The following is a 12,455-nucleotide window of genomic DNA, read 5'->3' as shown; positions in this document are numbered from 1 at the left end:
TGAGTTAAATGCCCCATTGAATTGCCATAAGCTGTTGAATTGCCACAGGCTCATAGCCTATTTCACACGGTAACGGGCTGAACGCGCGTGAGCATCCAAATTTTCTTCCACCGCCAATATATCGGCAGTTTTTGCCAACGTTTGGCTACCTTGCTCGCTACAATAAATAATCGAAGATTTCTTTTGAAAATCATACACGCCGAGCGGTGAACTAAAGCGTGCGGTACCTGACGTTGGCAAAACGTGATTAGGGCCAGCGCAATAATCGCCAATCGCTTCAGGGGTATAGCGACCCATAAAGATAGCGCCCGCATGGCGGACATCTTTGACCATTGCCTCTGGGTCATCTACCGATAACTCCAAATGCTCGGGCGCAATGCGGTTAATCACCTCAATACCCTCTGCTCGGTCTTTCACCAAAATCAGCGCGCCACGGTTGGCAATCGCTGCTTTAGCGATGTCAGCTTTTGGCAAATCTGCTAAGGCTTTTTCGATTTCCTGCGCAACTTTTTTGAGTAATGGCTCAGATGGGGTGACAAAAATCGCTTGCGCAACGGTGTCATGCTCAGCTTGCGATAATAAATCCATGGCTAACCAGTCGGCTTTATCATTTGCAACACCTTCGGCATATACCAGTACTTCCGAGGGACCTGCAATCATATCAATGCCCACTTGCCCAAACACGGCGCGTTTGGCGGCTGCCACGTATTTGTTGCCAGGTCCTGTGATTTTATCGACTTGCGGGATGGTGTTAGTACCATAAGCCAACGCTGCCACCGCTTGCGCGCCCCCAATGGTAAAGACTTTATCCACACCCGCCAAATAAGCGGCCGCCAATACCAAAGGATTTAGTTCACCATGAGGAGCAGGCACCACCATGATAATTTGCCCGACCCCTGCGACTTTGGCGGGTAACGCATTCATCAAGACGCTGGATGGATAACTTGCCAGCCCACCTGGCACATAGATACCCACTTTATCGAGTGGCGTAACTTGTTGTCCAAGCGTATTACCTAGCGAATCTTGATACGTCCAGCTTTCTTGCCGTTGGCGTTCGTGAAAGGATGTGACGCGCTGTGCCGCCAGTTCAAGCGCTTGCTTGATTGTAGGGTTTAATCCATCAAATGCTTGTTTGAGCTTTTCTTGTGAAATCTCTAGCTGGGCAAAAGTTTTGGCAGGATGGTTGTCAAATTGTTGGGTCAACTTTAACACCACCTCATCCCCACCCTGACGCACTTGCGCGATAATATCATCGACCGTAGCCAGTAGCGCTGGATCATTTACCGTTTCAAAAGCAAGCAGCTCTGTCAATTCCTGCTCAAAACTGGCTTGTTGGCTATTTAACAATCGCATGGTATTCCCCTAAGAATAAAAAATGACTAACCCATAGCATAACAAATTTCTTCATGGATGAAAGCGGCTTTTTAGCCTGCACAGCTTCGTCAACCCATCAAAATCGGCACATCAAAGCCAGCGCATGAAAATTGGCCAAACTGAGCCAATCCGTCACCACTTTCAGTTTTCGCCCATTTAAAAAAAGACGTCTTAATAACGTCTTTTTTATTCTTCAATGTTTTAATTTTCCATGTTTGCATCTTTAATGACAACTTTAATAATGCTGTAGATTGTCGAGTGCATACACAAAGGTTTGGATTTTTGCACCGTTGTCAAGCGTGGCGGTTACTTCAATGCGCTGATAGGCTTCACCTTCAAACTCATCTAGCCGCGCCCAATGATTGACCAAATCATCTGACGAAAACACCCATCCCGCTACCATGTCGCCTTGTTCATCGGGGATGACTGCAGGAAATCCGAGCGCTGAGCCCCAGCCGCCATTTGGCATCAAATGCCCACGAATAGTCGCAGGTTGCCAAATGCCGTTGTTGATGGGTGTCATAATACTGTGGTTATCGCGATTGGGCGCTAGCGTGCCATAGACAAAAAGATGCTGCATCATGGTGATTTTTGAACCGTTACTGGGTGTTATCAGCGACGCTTTGCTTAAAGCTTTCGATAATGGGCTCAAGCAGGGCAAATTTGCGTTTATAACTGACCTGATTGACAATCAAACGCGAAGAGACTTGGCAAATCTCTTGTCGCGGCTCTAGACCATTGGCTTTTAAGGTATTACCGGTATCGACCACATCCACAATCAAATCACCCAAGCCCACCAAGGGCGCAAGTTCCATGGAACCATATAGTTTAATCACATCGACTTGTTCACCGCGACTGGCAAAAAACGCGCGCGTCACATTGACATATTTGGTGGCAATTCGAAGACGACGACTGGGTAATTGTAGCCCCACTTTACCTGCCGTCATCAAACGGCATTTGGCAATTTGTAGGTCGAGCAATTCATATAAATTGCTTGAGCCATGCTCCATCAGTACATCTTTACCCGCCACACCAAAATCTGCCGCCCCATGCTCCACATAGGTGGGCACGTCACTGGCGCGTAAAATCAAAATCCGCACATCAGCATGCGTGGTCGGGAAAATCAGTTTACGTGATTCTTCTGGGTCTTCAAGTAGTTCGATACTTGCCTTTTTTAGCAGGGGCAAGGTATCTTTTAAGATTCGCCCTTTGGATAACGCTAAGGTAAGACCGTTATAATTGGCATCATTTGCTTGTGTCATTGTCTTATACCTGTTATTCGCCTTTTACCCGCTCAATGGTAACGCCCAAGCCGCGCAGTTTATCTTCCACATACTCATAACCACGGTCAATGTGGTAAATGCGCTCGATACAGGTCTCGCCTTGGGCTGCCACCGCTGCCATTACCAGTGACATAGAGGCGCGTAAATCGGTTGCAATGACAGGCGCGGCATTGAGCTTATCGACGCCTTGAACAACGGCAGTATGGCCATCGACTTTGATATTTGCCCCCATACGTTGCAGCTCAGGCACATGCATGTAACGATTTTCAAAAATATTTTCAATAATGGTACTGGTGCCTTCTGCAATACAGCAAACTGTCATGAGCTGCGCTTGCATATCGGTTGGAAACGCCGGGTGTGGTAATGTGCGGATATCAACCGCTTTTGGACGACCTGCCATTTTGACATTAATCCAGTCGCTGCCAACAGTGACTTGGGCGCCCATTTCTTCAAATTTTTTAAGCACCGATTGCATCAAGCTTGCTTCGGTTTTTTTGGCAGTCACTTCGCCGCCTGTCATCATGGCAAGCGCAAGATATGAGCCGGTTTCGATACGGTCTGGTACGACTGAGTACTCACAGCCATTTAATTTGTCAACGCCTTCAATGGTCATATAAGCGGTGCCAATGCCTTCAATTTTTGCGCCCATTTTGACAAGCATATTAGCCAGATCAACCACTTCTGGTTCACGCGCACAGTTTTCTAAGTGCGTGGTTCCTTCTGCCAATGCCGCTGCCATGATGGTGTTTTCAGTACCGCCAACCGTGACCACATCAAAGGTAAAATGACAACCTTTTAGCCGACCGCTAGCGGGTGCTTTGGCTTTGACATAGCCATTTTCAACGGTAATGGTCGCTCCCATCGCTTCCAAGGCTTTTAGATGTTGGTCGACAGGGCGTGAGCCAATTGCGCAGCCACCGGGCAGCGACACTTCAGCCTGCCCAAAGCGCGCAAGCAGCGGTCCCAATACCAAAATCGATGCACGCATGGTTTTGACTAGCTCATACGGGGCATAGTAGCTATTGATGGTACTGGTATCGCAGGTCACCGTATCGCCGTTCTTTTCAATGGTAATACCCGTGCCCGCAATCAATTTGACCAAGGTATTGACGTCTTTGAGTGTCGGTACATTGTGCAGGGTGACTGGGGTTTCTGCCAAAATCATTGCCGCAAGCAAGGGTAATGCCGCATTTTTTGCACCAGAGATGACCACTTCCCCTTTAACTTGAGTGCCACCCGTGATTAAAAATTTATCCATGTGTTTCTCCTAAAAATGGCTTATTGCGCAGCTTGTTTGGCTTGCATATCATGCCACTGGGCATAGGTCAACGCTTGGATATTGAGTGCATGAATTTCACCTGACGCAAATTTATCAGACACCAACCCCAATACGGCTTGTTGACGCGCGACAGCACGTTTACCCTCAAAGCTGTCATCCACCACGCGCACATCAAATTTGTTGCCTTGATTGGCGGCTTCGATTTTGCCACTCGGAAAATGGGGTTGTAGTAAAGTAATTAAATCCTGTGCGTTCATGGGAAATACCTAATAAAAGAGGGGTAAAATTATACTATTTTGCTGCGTAGCATAGCATAATTTTTGCTAAGTTTATACGTTATACAAAATGCTTAATTTACGCTAAAAGCGTCCTTAATCCACGTAGGCGTTGGCATGACAGCCTGTCCTGCACCTTGAGCGCCTTCATAACTTACCACATCAAAGCGAATGTCAAAGCTATCAAATTGCGGATGCGCTTGTAAAAAAGCTGCGGTGGTTTTAATGATTTTACGTTGTTTGGCGGGGGTGATACTGTCTAAACTTGTGCCAAATTGGCTGACTTTTCGTTGACGCACTTCGACAATGACTAGGCAAGGAGTTTTTTGTGTCGGCTCGAGCATCACCAAATCAAGCTCGCCCAAGTTTTTGTAGTGCCAGTTTTTGGCAAAAAACGTTAAACCTTGCGCTTCAAGATAGTGCTTAGCGAGGATTTCATAATAGTCGCCTTGGCGTTGTTTTGGGGCAGTGAGTTTCATTTTGAAGGATGATTGACTATGTTAAAATGAAATTTATTATACTTTGAGAATTAAACAATGCAAAATCCAAAATGCCAAGTTTATCCTAACCTTCCCTTTGAAAATCTCATTCCCGCCATTGATGCGATTCATTATGACGGCCGTACATTGCGAGTAACATTGCTATTTAAACCACAAGATTATGAGTTAGTATATTTAGACTTTGAATATGTCATGGGTTTTAGAATGCTTAGAGAAGGAGATTTACTAGACTTTCCAAATGATGAATACCCTAAAAATTGGTTATTATCTGTTTCAGAAAATGGCTGGTATGAACAGGAAAAATTACGAAAAGGCTTTACTTCACAATATGTCTTTGACATGAAGGGTAACCGCCCAAATGAATTCTTTATTCTGGGTGAAAGTGATTGTATTAGTGTTTTAACGAGTCTCACAGATGTTCCAAAAATAACTTTCATTGAACGATAATTTTATAAAGAAAACGAGAAAAATATGACTTCAAATCAAGGCACACTCTATATCGTCGCCACCCCGATTGGTAATTTATCCGATATCACCGCCCACGCCATCGACTGCCTAAAAACCGTGGCTATCATCGCCTGCGAGGACACCCGCACCTCTGGAAAACTACTCAATCACTTTAACATACCCACCAAAACTTGGGCTTATCACGACCACAATGCCGAAGTACAGACCCCTAAATTGATTGAAGTTTTACAGTCAGGTCAAAGTATCGCGCTTATCAGTGATGCCGGCACCCCACTCATTAGCGACCCTGGTTTTCGACTGGTGCGCGCCTGTCACCAAGCAGGTATCAAAGTCTCACCGGTTGTCGGCGCCAGTGCTGCCATAGCTGCCCTATCGGTCGCAGGATTACCTTCAGACAAGTTTTATTTTTATGGCTTTTTGCCTGCCAAAACTGCAGGACGACAAAGCGAATTGACTAAAATCAAGGATTTAACCGCCACGCTGATTTTTTATGAAGCGCCCCATCGTATTGTTGAATGTATCGATGACATGATTACGGTGCTTGGCGACAATCGACAAGTGACGTTTTGCCGTGAGATAACTAAAACGTTTGAAACCATTTATCCATCAACGCTCGGCGAACTAAAGCAGTTTGTTGCAAGCGATGCCAATCAGCAAAAAGGGGAAATGGTACTGGTGGTCGCTGGGGCAAGTGAATTACAGAATCATGATAATCAACACGATGAATTGCTAAAACGACTGTTGCAAGATTTGTCGGTGAAAAAAGCCGCACAGCTTGCCAGCGATATCACAGGGGCTAAGAAAAATGCCTTGTATGAACGAGCGTTGATGTTAAAAGACGATAATGATTAACTACTAAAAGCTTTGAATAAGGCGTTAACACCTAACAGTAATAAAATCACCAACGTCATATTTTTGAACATTTTTTGTGAGATTTTATGACGAAAATAAAACCCGATATACAAACACAGCAACGACAACAGCGTCGCCACGCCAATCACGCCCAATTCTGTCGTTGGTAGGCTCACAAACCCTTGCCACAGCACGATGAGCTGAGCGATTTTGCCGACCACATAGCACAGATTACTGGCTTTAATCAGCTCGGTTTTGGGGTCTAGGCTGTCTTCGGTAGCCGATAGCAAGTACATCACCAGTAGCGGCGACATGGCATTGGTCGCACCGCCGAGCACGCCTGCCACCAGCCCACTGAAGATTAAACTTGGTTGATTATTGGGCAGTCGAATATTTTTGCCCGTTTGACTTGCCAAAAACTGGGTCAGCACATATCCGACAATCAATAGCCCAAGCGCGATCAGCAAATAATGCCGTGCGATGAGAAACACCAACTTTGTGCCGATCAGACTGCCCACAAAACTAGTAAACACCAATAGCCAATATTTTTTGAGGTAGTAGCCAATATTGCCACCCTCCAAAAACACCACCAAGTTAATCACCAAACACGGCACGACCGTCAGCAGCAGCACATGCGACATCGGATAAAAACTTGCCAATGCTGTGGTCGCAATCAGCGTCACGCCAATCCCTGTCAGCCCATGAAACATACTGACGATGGCAAATATCGCGGGGATCATGAGCATCGAAAGCATAACGCTTTGCTGAACGGAAAAAATCGCCATCAGCGACTATCTTACCAAGGTAAACTTACCCGCTAATTGCTTACCGATTAAGCTGACCAGCTGATTGGCAATGATATCCTTGCTGGCTTTTTCGAGACTGACTGCGGCATCTTTGCCCTTAAAAAACACCGTCATGGCATTGTCATCACTGCCAAAACCGATATCGGTGCGGGATACATCATTACAGGCAATCATATCTAAGTTTTTGGCGTCAAGCTTGCCACGGGCGTATTTTTCGATATCTTGGGTTTCTGCCGCAAATCCTACCACAAAAACCTCAGGGAATTCTTTGGCAATGGTCGCCAAAATATCAGGGTTTTTCACCAAATCCAGTGCCATCTGATCTTGCGTTTTTTTAATCTTTTGCGGCACGACATCACGCGTGCGATAATCGGCAACCGCAGCCGTGGCAATAAAAATATCGGTCGCTTTGCTGACAGGTTCGACCTCAATATCATTGCCAAATTCATCATGGTCATGATGGTAGTGATGATCATGGTCATGATGATGGTGGTCATGGTCGTGATCGTCATGGCATTCACATATATCGTCACTAGCGCATTGGCGAGCGGTCATTAGCATTTCTTCAGCCGATAACACATCGATACGATTGACCAGTAGTGGCGTTGGTATGGGCACTTTACCCCCAACGATCAAGGTTACCCTCGCGCCTGCATTACGGCACGCTTTTGCCAGCGCAAATCCCATTTTGCCCGTGGAATGATTGGATAGATAGCGCACAGGGTCTATGGCTTCAATCGTTGGACCTGCGGTGATTGTCACATTTTTACCCGCCAATACTTGTGGTGTGATTTGTCTAGCGATGAAATATTGCACGTATTCAAGCAACTGCTCTGGCTCTGGCAATCTTCCCTCACCGATATCACCACAGGCTTGTTCACCGCTGGCTGGTTGGATGATTTCATAATCATAATCGGTTAACGTCTGCAAATTAAGTTTGACCGATGGATGTTGCCACATTTGCTGATTCATAGCAGGTGCCACCAAAATCGGTGCCGTGGTGGCAAGGCAAACGGTAGTGAGTAAATCATCCGCTATTCCCATGGCCAGTTTAGCAATCGTATTTGCGGTAGCAGGTGCGATAATCAGTAAATCCGCCCATTTTGCCAGTTCAATATGCCCCATTCCTAGCTCAGCACTCTCATCCAACAAGTCGATATGCACTTGGTTGCCCGTCAAGGCCTGCAGCGTTAACGGTGTAATAAAGGCTTGCGCGCTTGCCGTCATAATAACACGGACATCATAGCCATTTTTAATCAATAGTCGGGCAAACGAGGCAGATTTGTAGGCAGCAATACCGCCTGTGATACCAAGAAGGATGTTTTTCATAAGATAATAGCACTAAAAAATTTCGCCTATAGTAACAATTTTCTGCCATTTTAGGTATGATTAATCATCATTTATTAGGAAATGCCTATGGCAATCAAAGACTGGCACCAAGACGAGCGCCCCAGAGAAAAGCTACTGCAAAAGGGCGCTGAGAGTCTATCAGATAGTGAGATTTTGGCAATATTCTTACGCACAGGCACCAAAGACCAATCCGCTATCGAACTGGCTCGTGGCTTGATTGAAAAATTTGGCAGTCTGGCTCAGTTACTATCTGCGCCTAGTGAAGCAGTTATGGCGTGTCACGGTATCGGCATGGCAAAATACGCGCAGATTTTGGCAAGCCTTGAGATGGGCAAACGCTATCTTGCCAGTCAAGTCAAACAAGCCCCTACCCTTAACGCCAGCCAATTGGTCAAAGACTATCTGACTACGCAGCTGCGACCGCTCAATCGCGAGGTGTTTGCGGTGCTGTTTTTGACCAATCAACTCACCTTAATCCAGTATGAGGTGTTGTTCACAGGCGGTATTTCATCGTGCTCGGTATGTGTGCGGGAAGTGTTGCGCTGTGCGTTAAAATACGGGGCAAGTCAGCTTATTATCGCCCATAATCACCCAAGCACCTCTGCCACAGCGTCACAAGCAGATCTAGAAATTACCCGCAGTTTGGCAAAAGCGTGTCAGCTTGTCGATATGACTTTGATTGACCATATTATCGTGGGTCAAGATGGCACGCTTTCTTTACAAGAAACAGGCAAGATGCCTTAGCGTTTGACGCGGTTTTTAACCATTATTACCACCCAAATCATCATCAATAAACCAATGATTAACGCCATCATCGCAAAAATCGGTGAAAAAATCGACAATGCCGATAGCCCTATCGCTGTCCCGGTCTCTGCCACTGAAACAGCGGGATTTGCCAAACCGCCCGTCGTCGCAGTCGAAGCCACACGCGTTGTGGCAGCTGTACCTTTTATCGTAGCCGCAGCGCCGCCGCCAGCAATAATCGCTAGCGCCCAAGTCATCGCAGGACTCATATCGGTCAATGTCGAAGCCATAACCAATGTCCCTGCAATCCCTGCGAGCGGTACAGCAGCCGTATCTAACATATGATCAACCAACGGGATTAAATAACTGATCGACTCTGCAATACTGGCTACGCCTAAAATAATCAAAGCAGGGGTGGATGCCACCCATTGCCAGCTATCATTAAGGGGAATGATATGAAAATATGCCGCACAACTGAGGGCAAACAGCGGTACAAACACACGAAACCCACTACTTGCCGCCAAGCCAATCCCAAGAAAAATACTTAAAATCATTTCAGTTGTCATATGTTCTATAGTCTAAGTATGAATAATGTTACCACTATCATAAATAAAAATTATTAAGAAAAAAACACATATTTAATTAGCATCGCGAAACACATCACCACAATCACAGGTCGAATAAACTTAGTGCCCCCTTTAACGGCCATCCTTGCACCCAATGAAGCACCAATAAATTGCCCCACCATCATAGCAACTCCCACTGACCAAAGCACTTTTCCACCCAACACAAAGAACATCAATGATGCGGCATTGCTGGTAAAGTTGAGTAATTTGGCATTGGCAGTCGCGGTAATCATATCCAAGCCCCGCATGGTGATACCGCCTAGCGCAAAAAACATCCCTGTACCAGGGCCCAAATAGCCATCATAAAAACCAATTAAGGGTGACATCCCATATTGCCATTTATTTTTGCTGATTCGTGGTGCAGATTTGACCTCACCAATATTGGGTGCAAACAGATAATAAATACCAATAAGCGCGATTAAAAAAGGAATGCCTTTGGCTAATAGCACTGGCGGAGAAAGTTGCACAGCCATAGCGCCTAGCACGGCTCCGACAAAACAGGCGATAATCGAACGCCAAATTTGCTTGGGGTGAATCTTGCCTTTGCGTATCATGGTAATAGAAGCAGAAAGCGAACCTGCAGTCGCTTGCAGCTTATTAGTGCCCAAGGTATAAAGCGTAGGAACATTTGCCATTAACAGGGCAGGAATAGTTAGTAAACCGCCACCCCCTGCCATGGCATCTAAAAATCCTGCAATCCCCGCGACCAACGTTAACATCACTAGTACATCAAAACTCAGCTGCATCATATTTCCAAAGGTTAATTGAGGAGTTATCACTATAAACAAAAAAACCCCATAAGCGCGAACCTATGGGGTTTTTTTAATCAGGATGATTAGTCACGGTCTACTAATTCAACGTATGCCATCGGTGCAGCATCGCCATCGCGATAACCACATTTGATGATACGTAAATAACCACCTGGACGCGCTTTGTAGCGTGGGCCTAGTGTCGTGAATAATTTACCTACAGTCGCTTTATTACGTAAGCGGTTAAACGCTAGACGACGGTTAGCAACTGAATCTTCTTTTGCCAAAGTAATTAGCGGCTCTGCCACACGGCGAAGCTCTTTAGCTTTAGGAAGAGTAGTTTTGATGAGTTCATGTTCAAATAGTGAGTTGGTCATATTTTGGAACATGGCCTTACGATGGCTGCTGGTACGACCCAACTTAACTCCACTGTTACGATGTCGCATGGTCAAACTTCCTTTAAATTTTAACGGCTACGGTAAGAGAAGCGGTCATCAACACGTAAATCAGCAGGTGGCCAATTTTCAAGGCGCATACCGAGTTCTAAGTCTTTAGAAGCAAGGACGTCTTTGATTTCAGTTAATGATTTCTTACCGAGATTTGGGGTTTTTAACAACTCAGTTTCGGTGCGTTGTACCAAATCGCCAATGTAATAGATATTTTCCGCCTTCAAGCAATTTGCTGAGCGAACCGTTAATTCTAAGTCATCCACTGGGCGCAGTAGCACAGGGTCAACTTCTTCTTTTTCCTTAACAGGTTCTGGGGTAGCTTCCGCTTCAAGGTCAACAAATACGGCAATTTGCTGCTGCAAAATCGTTGCTGCTTTGCGAATCGCTTCTTCTGGATCGATGGTACCATTGGTTTCAAGTTCAATAACCAAACGGTCTAAGTCAGTGCGCTGTTCAACACGGGCATTTTCAACTTGGTATGCCACGCGTAAGATTGGGCTATAGCTAGCGTCCAATTTTAAACGACCAATAACTTTATTATCACCAGAATCTTTACGTACATTGGCAGGCTCATAACCACGACCTACTGCTACACGCAAACGCATTTTTAAATGACCACGATCACTTAATGTACCTAAAACTAAATCAGGATTGATAATCTCTACATTGTGAGGTAACTCAATATCTGATGCTAGTACAGTGCCAGGACCTTGTTTGTCAAGGGTCAAGAATACTTCATTTTGATCATGCAATTGGATCGCTAAACCTTTTAAATTTAATAATAGATCTAGCACATCTTCTTGCAACCCTTCAAGGGTTGAATACTCATGATCAACGCCTTCGATTTCAGCTTCGATTACAGCTGCACCAGGCAATGAAGATAATAGAATACGACGTAGGGCATTACCTAATGTATGCCCAAAACCTCGTTCCAACGGTTCGAGCGTGACTTTGGCGTGTGTTTCATTGACCGTGTCCACATGAATGGCATTCGGTGTAAGAAACTCAGTAGCATTTAGCATCATTTGTCACCTCGACTTTATAGTAAAATTAATTATTTAGAGTACAACTCAACGATTAAGCTTTCGTTGATTTCGCTTGGTAAATCAGCACGCTCTGGCGCTTGTTTAAAAGTACCTTGCAATTTGCTGTGATCAACTTCCAACCATACAGGTGTGCCACGTTGACCCGCCAATTCAATTGCGTTTTTGATACGTAATTGTTCTTTGGCTTTTTCGTGTACGGCAATCACATCACCATCTTGTAATTGGATTGAAGGAATGTTCACACGAACAAACTCATCACGACCCGCTTTTTTTACTAGAATAGCACGATGGCTAACTAATTGGCGAGCTTCTGCGCGAGTTGCACCAAAACCCATACGATAAACAACGTTATCGAGGCGACGTTCTAACATTTGAAGCAAGTTTTCGCCAGTTGCGCCTTTCATACGCGCAGCTTCTTTATAGTAGTTTGAGAATTGACGCTCTAACACACCATAAATGCGTTTTACTTTTTGTTTTTCACGAAGCTGTGCAGAATACTCTGACGTTTTGCTACGTGGATTACCATGTTGACCAGGGGCACGGTCAGCTTTTTTGGTTTTTTCTTCGTACGCTTTTACGCCTGATTTTAATTGTAAATCAGTACCTTCACGACGAGAAAGTTTTAATTTTGGACCTAGATAACGGGCCATGAAA

At 45.3% G+C, this 12,455-nt stretch carries 16 protein-coding genes; 3 read left to right on the top strand and 13 right to left on the bottom strand.

Going from position 1 to position 12,455, the window contains the following annotated elements:
* Positions 1-57: 57 nt before the first annotated feature.
* The 6 genes from hisD to RT084_RS04765 form a co-directional block, all read right to left on the bottom strand.
* A complete protein-coding gene (hisD, locus tag RT084_RS04790; protein WP_313097785.1) occupies positions 58-1,353 on the bottom strand; it encodes a histidinol dehydrogenase in 1,296 nt (431 codons plus the stop codon).
* Between the two features lie 256 nt (positions 1,354-1,609).
* A complete protein-coding gene (locus RT084_RS04785; protein WP_101963872.1) occupies positions 1,610-1,957 on the bottom strand; it encodes a gamma-glutamylcyclotransferase family protein in 348 nt (115 codons plus the stop codon).
* Between the two features lie 16 nt (positions 1,958-1,973).
* Positions 1,974-2,636: an ATP phosphoribosyltransferase gene (hisG, locus tag RT084_RS04780; RefSeq protein WP_101963873.1), complete on the bottom strand. Its 663-nt coding sequence runs from the start codon at positions 2,634-2,636 to the stop codon at positions 1,974-1,976.
* A gap of 13 nt (positions 2,637-2,649) precedes the next feature.
* Complete coding sequence (gene murA / locus RT084_RS04775) at positions 2,650-3,915, bottom strand: UDP-N-acetylglucosamine 1-carboxyvinyltransferase (RefSeq protein ID WP_138018559.1); 1,266 nt, start codon at positions 3,913-3,915, stop codon at positions 2,650-2,652.
* 20 nt (positions 3,916-3,935) lie between these two features.
* The gene (locus RT084_RS04770; RefSeq protein WP_007115578.1) at positions 3,936-4,193 is read right to left on the bottom strand and encodes a BolA/IbaG family iron-sulfur metabolism protein; all 258 of its coding nucleotides are present in this window, start codon (positions 4,191-4,193) and stop codon (positions 3,936-3,938) included.
* A 92-nt stretch (positions 4,194-4,285) separates the two neighbouring features.
* Complete coding sequence (locus RT084_RS04765) at positions 4,286-4,690, bottom strand: YraN family protein (RefSeq protein WP_313097780.1); 405 nt, start codon at positions 4,688-4,690, stop codon at positions 4,286-4,288.
* Between the two features lie 57 nt (positions 4,691-4,747).
* On the opposite strand from RT084_RS04765, the gene RT084_RS04760 reads away from it, so the two are divergent.
* Positions 4,748-5,158, top strand: a complete 411-nt coding sequence (locus RT084_RS04760) for a hypothetical protein (RefSeq protein WP_007115576.1) — start codon at positions 4,748-4,750, stop codon at positions 5,156-5,158.
* A gap of 24 nt (positions 5,159-5,182) precedes the next feature.
* Positions 5,183-6,031: a 16S rRNA (cytidine(1402)-2'-O)-methyltransferase gene (gene rsmI, locus RT084_RS04755; protein WP_312385099.1), complete on the top strand. Its 849-nt coding sequence runs from the start codon at positions 5,183-5,185 to the stop codon at positions 6,029-6,031.
* Here rsmI and RT084_RS04750 read toward each other — a convergent pair.
* Both RT084_RS04750 and coaBC read right to left on the bottom strand, forming a co-directional pair.
* A complete protein-coding gene (locus tag RT084_RS04750; protein ID WP_312385101.1) occupies positions 6,028-6,777 on the bottom strand; it encodes a sulfite exporter TauE/SafE family protein in 750 nt (249 codons plus the stop codon). The genes rsmI and RT084_RS04750 overlap by 4 nt on opposite strands.
* Before the next feature lie 45 nt (positions 6,778-6,822).
* Positions 6,823-8,166: a bifunctional phosphopantothenoylcysteine decarboxylase/phosphopantothenate--cysteine ligase CoaBC gene (gene coaBC, locus RT084_RS04745; RefSeq protein WP_219331646.1), complete on the bottom strand. Its 1,344-nt coding sequence runs from the start codon at positions 8,164-8,166 to the stop codon at positions 6,823-6,825.
* Between the two features lie 87 nt (positions 8,167-8,253).
* Between coaBC and radC the strand changes: the two genes are divergently transcribed.
* Complete coding sequence (gene radC, locus RT084_RS04740; RefSeq protein WP_065253360.1) at positions 8,254-8,931, top strand: RadC family protein; 678 nt, start codon at positions 8,254-8,256, stop codon at positions 8,929-8,931.
* Here radC and RT084_RS04735 read toward each other — a convergent pair.
* The 5 genes from RT084_RS04735 to rpsD form a co-directional block, all read right to left on the bottom strand.
* Entirely contained in the window at positions 8,928-9,497 is a 570-nt protein-coding gene (locus RT084_RS04735) for a DUF4126 domain-containing protein (RefSeq protein ID WP_313097774.1), read from the bottom strand. The genes radC and RT084_RS04735 overlap by 4 nt on opposite strands.
* Positions 9,498-9,550: 53 nt before the next feature.
* Positions 9,551-10,303 carry a TSUP family transporter gene (locus RT084_RS04730; protein WP_050324675.1) on the bottom strand — a complete coding sequence of 251 codons (753 nt, stop codon included), beginning with the start codon at positions 10,301-10,303 and terminating at the stop codon, positions 9,551-9,553.
* Positions 10,304-10,392: 89 nt separating this feature from the next.
* Complete coding sequence (gene rplQ / locus RT084_RS04725; RefSeq protein ID WP_036593417.1) at positions 10,393-10,752, bottom strand: 50S ribosomal protein L17; 360 nt, start codon at positions 10,750-10,752, stop codon at positions 10,393-10,395.
* A 20-nt stretch (positions 10,753-10,772) separates the two neighbouring features.
* Entirely contained in the window at positions 10,773-11,780 is a 1,008-nt protein-coding gene (locus tag RT084_RS04720; protein WP_007115569.1) for a DNA-directed RNA polymerase subunit alpha, read from the bottom strand.
* Positions 11,781-11,809: 29 nt separating this feature from the next.
* Complete coding sequence (gene rpsD, locus RT084_RS04715; RefSeq protein ID WP_099808446.1) at positions 11,810-12,451, bottom strand: 30S ribosomal protein S4; 642 nt, start codon at positions 12,449-12,451, stop codon at positions 11,810-11,812.
* Positions 12,452-12,455: the final 4 nt, after the last annotated feature.

The sequence above is a fragment of the Moraxella sp. CTOTU48717 genome (assembly GCF_032057165.1).
In the GTDB taxonomy this organism is placed as follows: Bacteria; Pseudomonadota; Gammaproteobacteria; order Pseudomonadales; family Moraxellaceae; genus Faucicola; species Faucicola tetraodonis.
The sequence above is the reverse complement of the archived record's forward strand: the minus strand, read 5'-3'. Positions and strand labels throughout refer to the sequence as shown.